Annotated in this window: 14 protein-coding genes and 1 pseudogene; 8 read left to right on the top strand and 7 right to left on the bottom strand. The window is 38.1% G+C overall.

Annotation, left to right across the window (positions count from 1 at the left end):
* Positions 1–272 precede the first annotated feature (272 nt).
* Both CZ487_RS24070 and CZ487_RS24065 read right to left on the bottom strand, forming a co-directional pair.
* Complete coding sequence (locus tag CZ487_RS24070) at positions 273–1,013, bottom strand: LytR/AlgR family response regulator transcription factor (RefSeq protein ID WP_077214901.1); 741 nt, start codon at positions 1,011–1,013, stop codon at positions 273–275.
* Positions 988–2,664 (bottom strand): LytS/YhcK type 5TM receptor domain-containing protein, encoded by a 1,677-nt coding sequence (locus tag CZ487_RS24065; protein ID WP_077214900.1) that lies wholly within the window; start codon positions 2,662–2,664, stop codon positions 988–990. The genes CZ487_RS24070 and CZ487_RS24065 overlap by 26 nt, the downstream gene beginning before the upstream one ends.
* A 233-nt stretch (positions 2,665–2,897) precedes the next feature.
* On the opposite strand from CZ487_RS24065, the gene CZ487_RS24060 reads away from it, so the two are divergent.
* The 4 genes from CZ487_RS24060 to CZ487_RS24045 all read left to right on the top strand — a co-directional run bounded on the left by CZ487_RS24060 (position 2,898) and on the right by CZ487_RS24045 (position 6,651).
* Positions 2,898–3,902: a tripartite tricarboxylate transporter substrate binding protein gene (locus CZ487_RS24060; RefSeq protein ID WP_077214899.1), complete on the top strand. Its 1,005-nt coding sequence runs from the start codon at positions 2,898–2,900 to the stop codon at positions 3,900–3,902.
* Between the two features lie 72 nt (positions 3,903–3,974).
* Positions 3,975–4,397: a tripartite tricarboxylate transporter TctB family protein gene (locus tag CZ487_RS24055; protein ID WP_077214898.1), complete on the top strand. Its 423-nt coding sequence runs from the start codon at positions 3,975–3,977 to the stop codon at positions 4,395–4,397.
* Positions 4,398–4,438: 41 nt separating this feature from the next.
* Positions 4,439–5,947, top strand: coding sequence for a tripartite tricarboxylate transporter permease (locus CZ487_RS24050; RefSeq protein ID WP_077214897.1), 1,509 nt, complete (start codon positions 4,439–4,441; stop codon positions 5,945–5,947).
* Positions 5,948–5,970: 23 nt separating this feature from the next.
* Positions 5,971–6,651 (top strand): RraA family protein, encoded by a 681-nt coding sequence (locus CZ487_RS24045; protein WP_077214896.1) that lies wholly within the window; start codon positions 5,971–5,973, stop codon positions 6,649–6,651.
* A gap of 124 nt (positions 6,652–6,775) precedes the next feature.
* On the opposite strand, the pseudogene CZ487_RS24040 reads toward CZ487_RS24045, so the two are convergent.
* Positions 6,776–8,269 (bottom strand): annotated as a pseudogene (locus tag CZ487_RS24040) (IS1182 family transposase).
* Between the two features lie 425 nt (positions 8,270–8,694).
* Complete coding sequence (locus CZ487_RS24035) at positions 8,695–9,843, bottom strand: DUF5667 domain-containing protein (RefSeq protein ID WP_077214895.1); 1,149 nt, start codon at positions 9,841–9,843, stop codon at positions 8,695–8,697.
* A gap of 293 nt (positions 9,844–10,136) precedes the next feature.
* Between CZ487_RS24035 and CZ487_RS24030 the strand changes: the two genes are divergently transcribed.
* Together CZ487_RS24030 and CZ487_RS24025 are read left to right on the top strand one after the other, a co-directional pair.
* On the top strand, positions 10,137–11,591 hold the full coding sequence (locus CZ487_RS24030) for an N-acetylmuramoyl-L-alanine amidase (protein WP_077214894.1): 1,455 nt from the start codon (positions 10,137–10,139) through the stop codon (positions 11,589–11,591).
* 280 nt (positions 11,592–11,871) lie between these two features.
* Complete coding sequence (locus tag CZ487_RS24025) at positions 11,872–12,615, top strand: SGNH/GDSL hydrolase family protein (protein WP_237562938.1); 744 nt, start codon at positions 11,872–11,874, stop codon at positions 12,613–12,615.
* Positions 12,616–12,863: 248 nt separating this feature from the next.
* On the opposite strand, the gene CZ487_RS24020 is transcribed toward CZ487_RS24025, so the two are convergent.
* From CZ487_RS24020 to CZ487_RS24010, 3 genes are all read right to left on the bottom strand, one after another.
* Positions 12,864–13,955, bottom strand: coding sequence for a copper resistance D family protein (locus CZ487_RS24020; RefSeq protein WP_077214892.1), 1,092 nt, complete (start codon positions 13,953–13,955; stop codon positions 12,864–12,866).
* Between the two features lie 3 nt (positions 13,956–13,958).
* Positions 13,959–14,552, bottom strand: a complete 594-nt coding sequence (locus CZ487_RS24015; RefSeq protein ID WP_084783367.1) for a copper resistance CopC family protein — start codon at positions 14,550–14,552, stop codon at positions 13,959–13,961.
* A 211-nt stretch (positions 14,553–14,763) separates the two neighbouring features.
* The gene (locus CZ487_RS24010; protein WP_077214890.1) at positions 14,764–16,110 is read right to left on the bottom strand and encodes an MFS transporter; all 1,347 of its coding nucleotides are present in this window, start codon (positions 16,108–16,110) and stop codon (positions 14,764–14,766) included.
* A gap of 661 nt (positions 16,111–16,771) precedes the next feature.
* On the opposite strand from CZ487_RS24010, the gene CZ487_RS24000 reads away from it, so the two are divergent.
* Entirely contained in the window at positions 16,772–17,527 is a 756-nt protein-coding gene (locus CZ487_RS24000) for an EAL domain-containing protein (RefSeq protein ID WP_077214888.1), read from the top strand.
* 193 nt (positions 17,528–17,720) lie between these two features.
* Positions 17,721–18,125 (top strand): hypothetical protein, encoded by a 405-nt coding sequence (locus CZ487_RS23995; RefSeq protein WP_077214887.1) that lies wholly within the window; start codon positions 17,721–17,723, stop codon positions 18,123–18,125.
* Positions 18,126–18,344 lie beyond the last annotated feature (219 nt).

The raw sequence follows: 18,344 nt of genomic DNA, 5'->3' as shown, positions 1-18,344 counted from the left end.
TCACTGTGACGACCCGAAATATGTCGGTTCTTGCGGCCTAAAGTCCGACCGATTAATTAAATAGGATTTAGTAGCCAGAGAGAAATCTTTGCAAGGCTTTTTTATGAACCATGGAAACATCAATCTGATAAACTTAATTTCAAGTATTCCCCATTATTAGAAAAGGTTATAGAAACAGATGTTTACCCGAGGTTTGAAAAGTATAGAAACAGGAGAACCGTCCCGATGTTTATAAGCCAGTAAAAAAAACAGAATCAAGGAATCGCCCATGTTCACAAGTTAATCTTTTGCTTGAATTCCTTCATTCGGGTTCGACTAACAATAATATTTAGGTCTTCTGCGTTTTTCATGGTCACCAGGTAGGTTCCGTTGAACCAGGAGGTGATTTCATTAATTTCACGAATGTTAATGAGATAGTTTCGATGACATCGGAAAAAATCAGCTGCATTTAATTTGCTCTCCAGTGTTGTTAAGGTCTGATTGTAAAGATAATCCTTCCCCTTTACTCTCAGATAGACAGAACGGTCTTTGGCATAAGCAAGAATAATATCCCTTTGTTCAAATATATGAAACTTGTTTTGATCCTTGTATGTGATAATCTCGCTTTGGGATTTCTGCTCGTGTATTTGATTTTCAGGAGGTGATTTAATTAATAATTGTTGAATAAGACCGATTTTAGATAAGACATCCTCTGAAGAAATGGGTTTCAAAATATAGCCTAGTGCATTGACTTTAAAAGCCTCTAAGGCATAATTTTCATAGGCTGTCACATACACAATAATGGGCGGTTCCTTCATTTGGTTAATAATGTTTCCAATTTCAATGCCAGTTAACCCAGGCATTTCAATATCCAGGAACACGGCATCTGGTTTTAACGTGGTTAACAATTGTAAAGCCTCTGTTCCTGTAGCAGCTAATCCTTCTATTTGAAAATGTTCATTTTGATTAATGATATGCTCAAGTTCTTGTCTAACATGTTCTTCATCGTCAGCGAGCAATACTTTGATGCTCATTTTCCTCTAATCCTCCTTTAGCTACTGGAATGACAATGGAAACTTTTGCTCCATCCTTTGTATTTGAGATCCTAAAGGTGTGTTGATTTTTATAAATGCTTTTTAATCGGCGATTGATATTGTTTAGACCGATACCGACATTTTTTGCCTTCTTTAGATTGTTCGTGCAATCAATAATCTCCTCATGAAAGCCTTTTCCATTATCCATTACATCAATATGGATCTGTTCATCAATTACTTTTCCATAAATCTTAATCCTTAAATGATGATATTCATCTGTATTCGTGAAGCCATGAATGATAGCATTTTCTACTAATGGTTGAACGATAAACGTTGGAATAGGAAGATTATATAATTCTTCATCAATATGAATGTCAAGTTCGATTCGATTGCCAAACCGTGCTTGCTGAATGTCCCAATAGACTTTGATCGCCTTCAATTCCTCAATGAATGGAATAATATCTCCATGTTCACTTAAACTTCTTCGATAAAAATCTCCGAGTTTAATAATCAAACCTTGAGCTTTCGTGGTATCAATTCGAATCATTGTTTTGATAGCGTTTAGCGTGTTATATAGAAAATGTGGATTAACTTGTGCTTTGAGCGCTTTATATTCAGTCTCAATTAATAGTTTTTCTTGTTCAACCAAGTATGTATTTTGGATTTGCAAGCTTAAGAGTCCCGTAATCCCTTCTATCATCTTAATATCGGTTGGAACAATATGGCTTGTCCATTTGTAAAATCCGATATACCCGATAAAAGTCTTATTAATTATCAATGGTGAACGAATGACAGAAAGATCATTTTCGCTTATCATCTCATATGTTTGGCGATTCAAGCTTTTATAGGAAAAAGGTTGATCAAAGAGATTGCTGCAGCTTACGTCACCTTCAAAAACATGGAAGGTGTATTTGTTTTCTATTTCTACACCTATTACTCCATCAATATAGTGATTAATAAATTTTGCTACCTTGGTAGCAGAGTCTTCATGGAAGCCGTCCTTCAAAATGTCTAGTGTGTGCTTGGCAATTTCTAATGATTTCTCCGCATAATTCGCCCCAACAAGGTTTTGATTATATTGAATATCCTTAATCAGTGACACTAGAAGCATCACACCAACTGGGTTAATGATTAACATATTTATCCCAATCATAGAATAATAGACCTCTGCAATAATATGTGGCTCGATTAATATGTAGATCATTAAAATAGAGAAGGCTTCACACGCAAGAGTATATAAATAGATTTTAAGTAAATTAAAACCTTTTCGACGATTAGTCAGATAAAAGAGTGAACCTGCAAGACCAGTAGCAATCAATGATATGAAGTCTGCCAGGCTCGTTGGATTATTCATCCACAGCCTATAAAGACCACCAATCGCCCCAGCAACCATTCCAACAACCGGTCCACCAATCATGCCACCCACAATCGGTCCGATTAAGTGACTTTGAATACCGATTCCATTAAAGACCGTAACACCGGTTAAAGCACCAATGATCGATAGTGCACCAAAATATATACCAAGAAATATTTTTTCTTCTGTTGAGGCTACTCTTAGAATAGCCCTCTGTAGGCTGGGGTGCTTTATTAATGGATAGGTCATTAAGATAATTAAGGCAACAATTTTTGAGTTTTCAATTAATCCATTCAAAATGCCCATCCCTTTCTTAAGTTGTATTTTGACAACTTGAGTAAAAACTACCGGATATAATGAATATGTCAAATTTTAAAAATATTGAATGCGTTTGCAAATAGTGCGACTCGTCAGGCTATAAGGTTATTGGTGCGTAAATAATGCTATTGGTAAAGTAAATATGTCCTGTGAAAATAGTTATACTTATAATGATAACTAGAAAGAATATTACGATAATAGGAGTGGTGAATATGTTTAAGAAAATGCTTTCGGGATTTATCATGTTAGCGCTTATACTTGTTCTTGCAGTTGGATGTGGTTCAGAGGAAACAAGTAATGAGAGCACAGATAGTGCAGCTAAATCAGAGACCTATCCCAATAAACCCATTAATTTAATAATAGCATATTCTGCAGGTGGAAATACAGATATTGCTGCAAGGATCCTTGTCCCTTATGTGGAGGAGGAATTAGGTGTTCCAATTAACGTCATTAACAAACCAGGCGGTGGCGGCTGGACTGGCTGGACTGAATTGTTAAATGCAGAAAAGGACGGGTATACCATCGGTTACATAAATACACCTAACTTGATGACTGGGTATTTGAATCCAGAGTTTAATAGAGATAACAGCTTAAATGACTTTGAGCCTATCGCAAACCATGTTATGGACTATGGCATTATCGCTGTGAAAGCGGATGACGAAAGGTTTAATAATATTGATGAATTAATTGAGTATGCGAAAGAAAATGAAGTGACGGCAACAACAACAGGATACGCTGGGGATGACCATATTTCTCAACTTCGCATTAATCAAACTGCTGGAACGAATTTCGTTGCTGTCCACCAGGCTGGAAGTAATGAAATGTTAGCATCGGTATTAGGTGGTCATGTTGATGTATTGTTTGATAATGTAGGTGGGGCGAAAACAGCTTATGAGAATGGTGAAATCAAAATTCTTGCTGTATTGGCACCTGAAAGAAGTGAGTTCATCCCAGATGTTCCGACATTAGAAGAAAGCGGATATCCAGATATTTATTCATTCTCCGCGAGAGGGATTGCCTTCCCTGCGGGTGTAGATGCCGAGAAAGTTTCGATTGTTAAAGAAGCGTTTGTCAAAGCACTTGAAAACGAAGAACAAGTGAAGAAGATTGAAGATTTAGGATATAAGGTGTATCCAGTCAATGGAGAAGAATATAGAACCTTCTTAGAAGAAGATGAAGCATCCATTATTGGAATTAAAGATGTTCTAGGCTGGTAATGATAGCTTTGTAATCATGGGTGGAATAGGACGTAAGTTGTTATTTCACCTTCTTTTTAAAGGAGGGATGACATGAGTTTGAAATTGGATGATTTTATAGGCATTATCGTAATTATATTGTCTGCATTCCTGTATTTCTTAACGAATGATCTGCCGGAACAGAGTGCGTTCTTTCCAAAATATTTGATTATTTTGTTTGGAGTGTTAGGAGTCATCTTGTTTTTCCAAAGTTTTAAGAATAAAAGGGAACAATCTAAAGAATCTAGCTTTAGTATGAAAAACTTAAAAGACCCATCAAAGGCATTGGGATTACTAATTGTTTACGTCATACTCATCAATTTGATTGGATTCTTTATCGCCACTACTATGTTTGTCGTTGTTTTCATGGTGGTGTTTAAAGAAAAATCATTCAAGAAAGTAGTCTTAACTGCAGTTTTATTGGATGCCTTTTTATATGTCTTGTTTGTTTATCAGTTGAATGTCCCATTACCTTAATTTTTTTAGATTTATAGTTTTTTAGGATTGGAGGTTATTTCATGAACATAGAGATTCTCTCAAGTGTTTTTGCACAGTTGTTCACTCTAGAGGTCATTGTCGCCTTATTGATAGGGGTGGTGGGCGGAATGGTTGTAGGAGCTTTGCCTGGGTTAAGTGCTACGATGGCTGTTGCCTTATTGCTCCCGTTAACTTTTAGTATGGGAACGATTGCAGGGCTTGTGATGCTAACTGGACTCTATACTTCTGCGATGTACGGGGGGTCGATTTCTGCTATTTTGCTACATACGCCCGGAACACCATCATCCGCAGCAACTGCTTTGGATGGGTATGAAATGACAAAGCAGGGACGGGGCCTTGAAGCCATTGGAATTTCAACGATTTCATCGATGATTGGTGGAGTATTCAGTGCCCTTGTATTATTATTTTTAGCACCTCCACTATCATTAGTGTCTTTGAAGTTTAGTGAACCGGAATATTTTTTAATTGCTATTTTTGGATTGACGATTATTTCAAGCTTAGCGTCTGATTCAGTGGTAAAAGGACTACTATCAGGTGTGTTTGGATTATTAATTGGTTTAATTGGTACGGATATTTTAACAGGATTTCCAAGGTTCACCTTTGGTATATCAGAGCTTGAATCGGGTATCTCTCTCGTACCTGCCATGATAGGATTATTCTCCATTTCTCAAGTGCTTTCGCAAATGGAAGCAATAAGGGACGCTAAGCGGAACCAGATTAATAAAGTAGATGGAAAAGTGTTGCCGTCTTGGACAAGCCTAAAGAAAATTGGTCCCACTATCACATTGTCATCTGTGATTGGGCTATTCGTGGGAATGCTACCGGGAGCCGGCGGAGATATCGGTTCGTGGGTAGGATATAATGAAGCAAAAAAACTATCTAAAAATCCAGAAAAGTTTGGAAAGGGATGCATCGAAGGGGTCGCAGCACCGGAAGCGGCTAATAATGCGGTAACGGGTGGAGCTCTAATTCCGTTGTTGGTTTTGGGTATTCCTGGTAGTGCGGTGACAGCGGTCTTATTAGGGGGACTTATGATTCAGGGATTGGTTCCAGGGCGTGACCTTTTTACCGTACATGCGACAACTACATATTCCGTTATTGTAGGGCTTATTTTTGCAAATCTGCTTATGGGGATTATTGGATTGCTGGCAGCGAAGCATATTGTAAAAGTAACAAATATATCATTTTCGATATTAATTCCTGTGATTATTGTTTTTTCATTAGTAGGATCGTATGCGATTAATAATAGTATGTTTGACGTTTATGTCATGGTGTTCTTTGGGGTTGTGGGTTATTTAATGAAGAAAACAGGGTTTCATCCTGCTCCAGTTGTCCTTGCCATTATACTTGGACCGCTTGCTGAGGGTGGATTGAGAAGAGCGATGGTCATGGCAAAGGGTGATTTTCTATTATATTTATTTCAAAGACCAATAAGTGTTGTGTTGATCATCATGATTTTATTATCTATCTTATCACCGATTATCTTAAATTATAGAAAGAAGAAAAAAGAGGAAGAAGTGGCACTATAATAACTGAAGCAGGAGGTAAGGAGATGCCAAAGGTAGGATATCGAATCATTGAAGAGATAGAGCGAGCCGATCTGGAACTTGTAAACAAGTTTAGAGGTATGCCAACATCAATTATTGCTGATAATATGGGAAGATTTTATGCAATGGATAGTGAATTGACCCCCTATAATCAATTTAATTTAGTAGGAACAGCTGTAACAGTGAAGTCGAATACAGCCGATAATTTATTTTTTCATAAGGCGTTGGATTTGGCAAAACCGGGAGATGTGATTGTGGTTGATGTACAGGGAGATTGTACGAATGCGGTTTGTGGGGAAGTTATGGTTAGGTATGCGATGAAAAAGAAAATTGCTGGGTTCGTTGTGGATGGGGCGATTCGAGATGTTGATAGCATTCGCGAGTTAGACTTTAGTGTTTTTGCAAAGGGGGTTAGTCCGAGGGGACCTCATAAAACTGGACCAGGAGAGATTAATGTTCCAATATCGTGCGGGGGTGTGATTGTGAATCCTGGCGATATTATTGTCGGTGATCAGGACGGGATTGCGGTGGTCCCAAAAGAGCTGGCAGAGGAACTGTTCCAAAAGTCCATTGAAACCGTCAATAAGGAAGTGAAAATCTTCGAAGACATCGAAAAGGAATGCCTAGATCGATCCTGGATCGATGAAACGCTTCGAAGCATAGGATGTCAGGTGCCATCCAAATAGGATTTTAGGTGAAAGGTATTAAAACGAGGCTGGGACATAACTAGCTTCAAATAGTAAAAAAGGTGAATTTGAGCACACTCAAATTCACCTTTTTCTATTTTTACGTGTAAATTCTTCTATTACTTTAGTTAATGGCAGTTAATTTTCTTAAATTCACTGCCATTAACGCTAGGCCCATTTCGTTTTCTACCTTCGATTTTCCTCGTATTGAAAATCGAGTGAAACGCAAATTAGCCTTCAAGAATCCAAAAACTGGTTCCACACCGATTTTACGTTTTCGATAAATGGCACTTGTTTTCTCTTCTGAAAGCTTCGCTCTTACATATTCTTTTTGCTTTCCCAGTTTTCATTCACCATTAATTTTCGATTGTTGCCTTCTTTTGCTTTTGTACATGATGAACGGAATGGGCATCCCGAACAGTCTTCACACTCATAAATTTTGAACTCCCGATGGAATCCTGTACGATCAGTGCGTACAGAACGGTATTGAAATTTAAGAAGTTTCTGATTAGGGCATATATATGTATCGTTTGCTTCATCATACTGCCAGTTGTCGGGATTGAAGGTATTTTGTTTGTACTTTTTTTTCTGTTCCTTGAAATACATGTTATACGTATAAGTGCTTCTCGTTTTCTGTTCGAAAGGACATCATTATAGTTTTGTTCACTACCATAACCTGCATCTGCGACAATATGTTTCGATATCTCAAAATAATGCTGTTCGATTTCATCTAGAAATGGAATTAACGTTTTTGTATCTGTTGGGTTTGAGAATAAGCTATAGGCAAGGGCATATTGACCTTCCGTTGCGATTTGCACATTGTAACCCGCTTTCAATTGCCCATTTTTCATATAATCATCTTTCATTCGCATAAATGTCGCATCCCGACAAAATCCAACAACTGCTTCCGCACTTGTTTCGGGTATTTGCGTTCACTTCTTAATGCTTTTCGTTCTAGAACATCTAATGATGCTTCAATTTGTTTATCATAGTTGGTTACGACATCGTCCACTTTTTGAACTAATTGAGTCAGCTCTTCCAATGATAACTGTTCATCGCATTCTCGTTCCATTTCAGGTATGATTTGATTCTCAAGCAGCTCGTTGTATAGCTGGTTCGACTTTTCAATTAAACTTTGATGATATTTCTCAATCGATTTCTTTCATACGAACGTAAATTTATTCGCATTCGCATCAATCTTAGTACCATCGATAAAAATCGCTTCTTAATCGATAAGTTTTTCTTCGATCAACTGGCAACGGAATTGGACGAAACATTGGCGAATTAAATCTTTCACTTCTGGTTGAACACGAAATCGGTTAATTGTGCGGTAGTTGGGTTCATACCCTTGAGCGAGCCACATCATACGGATACTGTCTTTTAATAGTGCTTCAATTTTGCGTCCTGAGAAAATAGATTGCGAGTAGTCACATAAGATAATTTTAAGCATCATGCGTGGATGATAGGCAGGACAGCCCTCATTTCGCAGAAATGGTTCAAATGCTTCTTGAGGAATACTCCAACTAAATGATGGACATGGAAGGCAATTCATTTTTTTGTAATTTCACTTTTAAATCTAAAGGCAAAATAATTGATTCATGATATAATTCTTAAACAGAAGGACCCTTCTTTCGGTAAGATTTTGTGTGGTAACTTTATTTTATCAGAAGTGGTCCTTATTTTTATTTAAAAAATAATTAAAGCCGGTGAAATTTTACGCGTCGTAAAATTTCACCGGCTTTTTCATCTCAGAGGAGGGTTTTGTCCCAGCCTCATTTTTTTTTATACTGTGTCCTCGGTTCTCCTTGGAACAAATAGCTCCTTCAAATAAAAGTGCCCAGTCAAAAAAGAGTGTCTGTGACCCTCGCTCCGCATAAATCGCCCGATAAATTAAACGGAAATAACAATTCTTAGGCTATTGTGGTTAAAACTGGGAAAAAATCAAGTGCCATGGTGGAAATAGATAGACATTTTCAGTAGCCTCGAACCGTCCCCATGTTTCCTCATGGCTTCACCCTTACTATAGTCTGTCACAGTATTTACTTAGTTTTTACCGTTTCCGTTGCCGTTTCCTTTATTTTCATTACTATTCTTTTGTCCGTTGCCTTTGTTTGCATTATTATTCTTCTTTTCATTGTTCTTGTTTTGTGCGTTTTGCTTGTTTTCTTTAGCTTTTTGCTGCTTTTCTTCTTTTTTCACTTGAGCTGCTAGCTTATTTTCTGCAGCATTTTGTTTCTTTTCAACAACAATCGGAGCTACAGCTGCTTTTTGAACGTCTTCAGTAGATTCATCTTCAATAGAATCAGATACAGTTGTTTCTTCAGTCTCTTGATCTACTGCTGTTTCATTAATTGGTTCTAATCCAATTTCCTCAGCATCTTCATTCTCTTCGGCAGCAAATTTCTCAGCTTTTCTCTCCAACTTTGCAAGTTTTTTATCTAATTTAGCAAAAGACTTTTGAATATTCTTCATTAATGCTTTTTGTGCTGTAGGATTTTTCACATGCGATAATGCAGCCGTTAATGCGTCGATGTTATTCGCAAGCTTAACTTCTACAACATCTGCTTCAGTATCTTCTGTTGCCGCCTCTTCTTTTGAAGCTAATTCATCAGTATCTTCCGCTGCAGCATCATCTTCTGAAGCTAATTCATCAGATTTTTCCTCTGTTTGTTCTGTTCCTTCATCTGCTTCCGCATCGGCAGCTTCTTTCTCCTCAGATGTCTCTAGTGATTGAGCTAGATTTTCAGCAGCTTCTACCTGAGTATCAATGGCTTCCTTAAGCAGCTCTTCTGCTTCCTCAGATTTACCTTCAGCAAATAAAGCATTTGCTTCAGCTATACGTTGTTCTGCAAAATCTGCTAAAAGACGAGCTTCTTTATAATCATCCATTGTGACAGCAAGTCTTATTTTTTCCATCATAATTTTTACAAAATAGAAGAAATCTCCAGGTACTAAAGATGGCTCATCTTCTTGCGTATCTTCGTTAGATTCTTCTTCGGTCGTAGTATCATTTTTAGATACATCTTCAAGATTATTATCATTTTTAACAGCTGCTTCGGCTGCTGTCTCTTCTGTAGCAGGTTGTTCTGTTGGCACCTCATCTGCAAATGCGCCTGGTACTGCTAAAGATAAAATAAGTGATGTCGCTACTGTGCCGCTAATAATAGACTTCTTGAGTTTTCCGTTCTTCATTCGTTGTATTCCTCCTGAAATTTATTTTCAGTAGAGCATTCGACAATAACGATCACTATATGTCTGTGAATCTGGAAAATGGTTAATTGTTCTTAGAGTAAGATAATTTACATAGAAAATGCGTTAGTAGGAAGTTAATTAGGGGTTTTTTAGGACTGACAGTAGTTAATACTGTTAAAACTAGATAAACAGTCAATTATACCTAGTTTATTTTTCTAAAAGAAACTAGTTATAATGATATAATTTTGATAGTCTAGTAATGAAAAAATACCTAGAAGGAAGTATGGGGGAATATGAAAAATAGATCTAAATTTTATAAAGTCGGATTGTTTTTTATACTATGTACATTAATTATTGCTGTACCTTATAAAGAATCAAAGGTAAATGCTGCATCTGCAAATTTTTATGATATCCCTTCTTCTTATTGGGCAAGCCAGGAAATTCGTTATTTAAGCAGCCGTTCAATCATAAACGGATATCAAAATTCAAAAGGCTCTTATTTTGCTCCAGAACGGACGGTAACGAGAGCGCAGGCAGCGAAAATGATTGTATTGGCCAAAGGTGCAAACGAAGCACGTGTTTCTGAAAGGGTATTTTCAGATGTATCAAAAGGACATTGGGCAGCGGGCTGGATTCAAAAGGCTGTTCAATTAAACATTTTTGATGGAAAAAAAGATGGTACCTTTGCGCCGGATGAACCATTAAAACGCAGTCAAATGGCGAAAATTATTGTAAAAGCATTTGGATTGACCGTTGAAAACAATGAAGTAGAACCTTTTACAGATGTTTATATTAATCATGAATTTAGACCATATGTCAGCACTCTGTATCAACTTGGCATCACCACAGGATCGGGTAACCAATTTAACCCCGGAAAGCATATTAAACGTTCAGAATTTGCAACATTTCTAACTCGAACACTAAATACGAGTTACCGTAAAATTCCTTCAACGGATAAACAGCCAAATCTAGAAACAAAGCCCACTCAATCAGCTAAAACAGCGACCGTAACGGCAGATATCTTAAATGTTCGTTCAGGATCTTCAACCAATTCCCGTGTAATTGGCCAATTATCTTTTGGAAATATCGTAAATATAACCTTTGTCGATGGGGGCTGGGCAAGAATTCTATATAACGATCAAGTAGGGTATGTAAGTGCTAGTTATCTTAATATCGGCAGTACTACATCTGAAGCTATTAATCTTGAGAACCAGGTTATTGTTCTTGATGCAGGACATGGAGGGAAAGATCCAGGGGCAATTGGACATGGTATGTACGAGAAGGACATTGTGTTTGAAGTTGTCAATCTGCTTGAGCAAAAAATGAAGGACACAGGCGCTAAGGTAATTTTGACTCGAAGTTCTGATGTCTATCCATCTCTTAATGATCGGGTAAAAATTGCAAACCAAAATGGTGCAGATATTTTTGTAAGTGTTCATGCTAATGCCGGCCCATCAACCGCACATGGAACCGAAACCTATTACGATTCCTCCAAGAACCCACAAAGTGCAGAAGGTAAAAAGTTAGCAGCTGAAATCCAACAGCAAATTGTCTCTCTTTTAGGAACAAGGGATCGTGGAGTGAAAGATGCAGAATTTCTAGTGATAACTCAAACGAAAATGCCAAGCGTACTCGTTGAATTAGGGTTCATTAGTAATTCTGATGATGCCAAAAAGCTCGCAGAACAACGCAGTTTATTTGCAGACGCCATTTATAATGGAATACTTGCTTATTATGAAAAGCGGTGATGGGGATACTAGGGGACGGTTCTTTCGTTTTCCTAATTCCTTACAAATAAAGTATTAGTAGCCTTGCGGAGAGAAATCTTTGCAGGGCTTTTTTCTGAACTCTAGAAACATTAATTTGATATGGTTATCAGTAATAACCGTTATTAATAGAGACTATAGAAATAGAAGAACCGTCCCGATATTTAATAGGAAAATTAATTTTTAAAATTTGTTCATTATTAAGAACGCTTTTTGAAAAAAATGTTATTATTAAATTGGAATGATTAGTTATGGAGGGGATATGATGAAAATAGGTAAACAGTTTAAGAGTTTAATAATGGTGGGGGCTTTATTAACATTGCCACTTTCCGCTTTGGCCAACGTGCCGGAAAAAAAGGTAATTGACTATGTGGCCATGGGGGATTCATTGGCAGCGGGAATCACGCCTGATGGAGATGATGGGTTGGGTTATCCTGACTATATAAAACAACGCTTTGAGCAATCTCAATATACTATTAACTTTAATAATGACTCTGCAAAAGGTGGGTACACAACAATCGATTTAATGAAAGATATGGAAAATGAGAGTTTAAGGGATGCTATAAAGGAAGCTGAGTTGATTACGATCGATATTGGTGCAAACGATGTGCTGCCAGTCCTTAATGCATTTCTTGTTCAAAGAGCAACTCCTGAAGATATTGATAGAGCTATTGAGAACACAACCGCCAATATAGGAGAAATTTTGAATGAAATCGAGGGTATCAATCCAAATGCAAAGGTTTATGTCATGGGTTATTACAATCCGATGCCTCATATCCTTCCAGGACACCAGCCGTTGATAGAACAACTGTTAGAAACGTTGAATGGTGCAATTGAACAAGTCACGGACATTAATGGAGATACTTTCGTCCCAACGGCTAAAGTTATTGCAAAAGATCCTGACACCTATCTGCCAAATCCTGAAGACATCCATCTAAGCGAAGAAGGATACCAACAAATAGCCAAAGAGTTTTGGAAAAAGATTGATAAAAGCAAATCGAATTAATTTATAAGTTACTCCTCGCAACAGGAGTAATAATAGACAACAGCTCGCATGGTACAGCTGTTGTCTTTTTATTTTTGAACGTGGCTTCAACTCTCAAAATCTCCAAACCAAGTATAATGCATTATAGTTATCTCCTGTAGATAAGCCATGAAGTTCAGCGTGAAATTTTCTCAACATCGTCTCCCTGTATGAGTGAAATGGTCACAGGGACGACCCGAATAATGTCGAATTGGGATATGGATTCTGGGTTAGCGAATCACCATGGTGACCATTAACATGATGTAGATACTCGATACTAGGAAGCAGCTTATTAGAAAAGATAGAAGTATCGATGCTTTTTTTAAAAACGATAGTATTAGTACGCCAAACAGTAAGATGGAAAGGAAAAAGAATCCTACGGTGTACATGTTCACAACAAAGCCAATGGATTGGCCGGGTTCAATCGTGCTGCCGTGAAATAGATTGAACAAAGGTGAGATGGCTTCAGTCGTTAAATTATTTCCATGTGGTGGTGATTGTTGCGTGAATGCAGCGGTAATCATAAAGATAGTCAGCAAGATAAAACCTTCTACACGAATCCAAGGGATCGGATTGAATGCCGCATCTTTTGAAAGTTTATATTTAACAATCACGCCATTCACTAATGCATAGAAAAGAAGCGGCACCAGGAATAAATGTTTGATTAATAAGCCTTGACCATATGATCCCACCCAAGAACTAATATACCCATCCACCATTACATCCATCAGCAGCACACCGCTAAGAACAGCGGCAGCTAGACAGCCAATGGCAACGGCTGAGAACCAGCTTAAGAATGTAAGCCAATGTTGATGATTAACAGCACACCAACCAATCATCAATAAAATTCCCACCCAAACACTTACCGCTGTTAAATGAAGAAAGTGGCTGATTAAGCCCATGGTTGGATCGATGCTGCCGGCATGGCTCGACCAAGCAACGGTCAACATTAACCCCAGTGTCAGCAATGTCCCTAGATAGGCGAAACGGCTTTTTTCCGTTTCTTTCACTATGGAGATTAATAGTATCAACACAACCGAACCAAGGAGTGTAAAGTTCCAAGCCGTTCCAACGGTATAGGTGGTCAACACAAGTTTAAATGATTCCACAAGTCCTAACCGTGGAGCGATAAATAGGGTAATATCAAGCACTGGAAAAAATGCGAAGATGGGCAGGGTACCAGCGCTAATTAACAATAAGCGCTTTGGAATCTTGACCTCAGGACGAACGTTGTTCGGGACCAGCATGAGTATAAAACTTCCTGCTAAGACCGAAAAGCATACATACAAAAGTGCCTGACTTATCATAACGATTGCTTCCATAGATTACTTCTTTCTTTTACGAACGAAGAAGAAACTGCCGGCTGCAATGACAACTAAAACAACGATGAGTAAGACTGTCGTCGAAGAGGAAGCTTCTTCAGCATTATTTGCTTCTTCGACTTCATTCGATTCTTCAACTTCATTCGCCTTTTCGGTTGGAGCTTCTTCTTGATCTTCTGTCGCTGGCTCGGCTGCTTCTGTAGGCTCCACGGTTTCCTCTTCAACATTTTCAGGTACTGGCGCGTTGACTGTAAAGGAGAATCCTCCTTCTAATGGGTGGCCATCCGCACTAATAATATTCCAGTTAACTTCATATTCATCGTTTGGCAGGGGCTCAGCTACTGTGCCTGTTAAAGTGCCCTCACCAATGATTATTTCTTGTATTTCAACTTCTTGTCCTTCTGACGTCGTAACATCGATAAAGCTGCCTTGTTCAATTTGACCGTCAAAATTCAGAACAATCTCATTTACTTCTTCTGTTACAACCTCACCATCTGCTGGAATGGTTCCTGTAACATGCGAATGAGCAAATGCGCTGTTCGAAATCGACATGGCCAATAAAGCTGCTGCAGTGGCGGTAAATATACGTTTCATCATGTATTCCTCCTAAACATTGCTTAAGTTAGTATTAACATATTGGTTATCTTATAAAATAGATGTGAAATATGTATGAAATGTCACAGGGACGACCCGAATAATCTTGTTTCATGAATAGTAATGTTTCACAGGGGGATGTTTTTGCTTTTTAATGCAGCAAAAATGAAGCCTGATGACCTTTTTCAAGGACACCAGGCCTAAGTATCTGCACTCAACTCGATTTATTTTGCTTTGGGATGAACCAAGGTCCTCTCCCAAACGAAACAAATAAAGCAACGGCGAAACAGCAGAAACCGGATGTTAACATCCATGCGGACCAGCCCCAGTTTTCTACGATTACTGGAAGTCCCAGGTTTAGGAATACGCCCCCAACGGCGCTGAATATTCCAGAAATGGCAAAGGCTCTTCCTACTCCAAATGAACTGATTGATTCGGCGTTTTCTGAAAGCAAGGCACACCATGCGGGGTAGATGAAGCCCATCGTAATACCAGACAATCCCCAGATCAGAATAAGGATGGTTTCCGAAGTATTTGCTGGCAATACTGACAAAATAATGAGCATGGCCCCTGTCCCGATTGCTCCTAAGGCGGAAACGATTTTTCTCAATTGCAGTTTATCTGAAAGCCAACCACCGAAAAAGATAGAGAAAATAGCGACAAACCAAAATACGTTTGTTAAAGAGGCGGCTCTTGCAGGTTCAATTCCAAAAAATTGTGTGAAGTAGAGTGGAACGTAGGCCATAATGGACGCATAGACGCATCCCCAGAATAATAGCGCCATGTTGAGGAACCAAATTCTCCAATCCTTGTAAATCAAATTCCCGCTTTTCTTCGCTTCCTCGACACTAACTTCTTGTTTGACTGTTTCGCTTTTTAAGCCTTCTGTTTGATCCTTGTAGACCTTACCGCGTACTTTTTCTGATAAGTCTTTATACAAGAACCCAACGATGATAACCATAATTAATGCTACTCCAGCAGCGATCCAGTATTGCGGCCTCCATCCCGGCCAGATGGGGATTGTCATGGACGCGGCACCGTTGGATGTCAGAGAACCAAGCACAAATGCTAATGATAGCCAAGAGTAGGAAATGGCTCTTCCGCTCCTAGGAGACACATCCCGGAAAGCGGCTGCGACAACGGGGTAGAGTCCTGATATGATGACAAGTCCCAGGACATAAAATACCGCAACCGTCATAAAGTTTTGTGCCATCACGGTCAAAATTGCCAGGAACACATAGATAAACATGGGCCAGATCATTAACTTTTTTCTACCATAAAGATCTGAAAAATACCCAAAGATATAGACAGAAAGGGCAGAAAGAATGGTCGCAATGGTGGCAACAACTCCCCATGTGGTCAGACTAACATCAAAATCCTCCATGATATACGACAACACGGGAGCCATCTTTGCTTTTTCAAACTGCTCCACCGTCCATGCAAAAACAAGGATCAACATCAGCCACAAACGCAAGCCTGGCGTAGGATACTGATCTAATTCCTTATAGGAAAGATAAGTCCAAAATCCTTTTCTTGGCGGGGATTCATTTTTAACAGTCAAACGTCATCACTCCTTTATTTTTTGAAAAATAGTTCACGCGGATTGCTCTTGTTGCTTAAGTGACTTTGTTAGCGGCTGACTAGTTAGGAAATGTCGGTAACACATCCTTTCTATAGTTATTTGAATATTCAGAAAACAATAAAGTTAAAGAAAGGATTCTCCTGTTTAATAAAGAGAATCCTTTTGAAACAACCCTTATCAAAATATATGTATACCTTACAAATTTAGAATGCGGATGTATGGGGAGCTAAAGAGCCAAAAATAAATTAGCTCAGAATGAAATAGGAACAGGTTCCTAATCCTCTTAAATGGTGAGAATAAGAGTACTAGCTGATTTCTTTTCCATCTGGTTTCCAACATAATAATAGTATAAATTTAGAAGATTTAGAACAGCTCAGAGAAACTAGTAAATTATCCAAATATGAAAGAAGGGGAAAGGTATGTTTTATCCAACAGTATTTGATAAAGGAGACAATTTAACACATGTTGTAAAAGACCGTAACACTTGTAATTGTGGTTTCAAATATAATGTTTTTCCTACTTTTGTGCGGAGTGATTTTAAGAAGATTAAATTTAAACCTGCAAATACAATTACTTGTCCTAGATGTAAAGCATTGGGTATTAAAAAGTTTTCGTAAATAAGGAAGGGAGTGGCGGGCACATGAATATCAATTTCATAAATCAAGTACGTTATGAACGAGTAGAGCATGCTTATCAACCATTATGGCAGTTGCATAACTGGAAAGTATACGGGTATGAAGCTCTATTAAGATTTACTGAGGGGGCTCAGAATCAAAATATTGAAGCCATATTTGATGAAGCTAGGCGAGAAGGAAGTTTATATGAACTAGATACATTGTCTATTTCAAAGGCAATAAGCAGTTTTCCTTTTGAACAATCGCTTTCAGAATTATTGTTTATCAATATATTCCCATCTACGTTGTTGAATGATCAGTTCGAATCGTTTATTGAACAGCTGCTTATTCAATATCCACAAGCAATAGGAAGAATCGTATTTGAATTAAACGAGACTAAAAATGAGGAACATATTTGGAGAATTCAAGAATTAAAAGAGAAGATCAAGTTTTTAAAAGAAAAAAATTTCATCATTGCATTAGATGATATTGGTAAGGGAGCTGCTGGACTACAGAAAATCGTTGAGTTTTCCCCGGATATTATTAAAGTAGATCAGTATTTTTCTAGAGAATTATTTACGTCAAAAGATAAACAACAATTGCTTTCGCTTTTAGTGCAATATTCCAAGCAACGGATGATCTTGATTTTAGAAGGCTTAGAACAAGAGATGGATTTAGCAATCGCTAAGACTTTACAAGTTCCTGTTGCACAGGGGTATCTATTAGGAAAACCAGAGAAAATCAAAGACGGAAACCTATTTAGCGAACTTCGGTCACTGTGACGACCCGAATAATCTTGTTTCACAAGAATGTTCCACAGAAGGAAGTTTGGGTGGGAACCATGCTTTCTGACGAGGGGAGGGAAGTGAGATTACGGGGTTGGTAATGGAACTGTCCCTGCCTTTCGCTGAGAAAAAACTAGATATCCAAAATGAGTTATTCGATATATAATATGTGAAAAGGAGGTGAGGGAAAATGAATGGTGAAAAAATTGAGGATATGCTGGCACAATTAATAGGGATGGTAGGGGGAATTCAAGCTGAGCAGCATAGCATGAAGAAAGATCAACAAGATCTGAGGACAAGTCTACGAGAAATGAAGCGAGACCAACAAGAAATGAAGCAGGATCTACAAGAAATGAAACGAGACCAACAAGAAATGAAGCAGGATCTACAAGAAATGAAACGAGACCAGCAAGAAATGAAGCAAATCCAACAAGAGATGCAAATAAAACTCCCAGAGATAGAAACCAAAGGGGAGGAACGCCATAAAGAAATAGTAGATCGCTTTAAGGCTATTGAAAATGACCAGGATTTTATTTGGGAGAAAACAGCAAGAAATGAAAGGGAGATTGGCAATATCAAAAGACAATTAAGCTAAGCGCAGTTTAACGTACGCCATTAATTGTGAAAAATTCATCTCCTGTACTTCGTAACCCCTTCTATTTATATATTCTTCTACCAATCAATATTTCAGGGGCTGCCTCTCGCTCCGGTATCTGTAAATTACAACCCATTTAATAGATAAGATTTTAATAAAATAGGAACTACCTGCCCATCTCATGACTGGTAGTTCCTAGGTAACTTTTTAATACTAAGG

Origin of the sequence: Robertmurraya dakarensis, from assembly GCF_900156875.1 — a bacterium.
GTDB lineage: Bacteria > Bacillota > Bacilli > Bacillales > Cytobacillaceae > Robertmurraya > Robertmurraya dakarensis.
The sequence above is the reverse complement of the archived record's forward strand: the minus strand, read 5'-3'. Positions and strand labels throughout refer to the sequence as shown.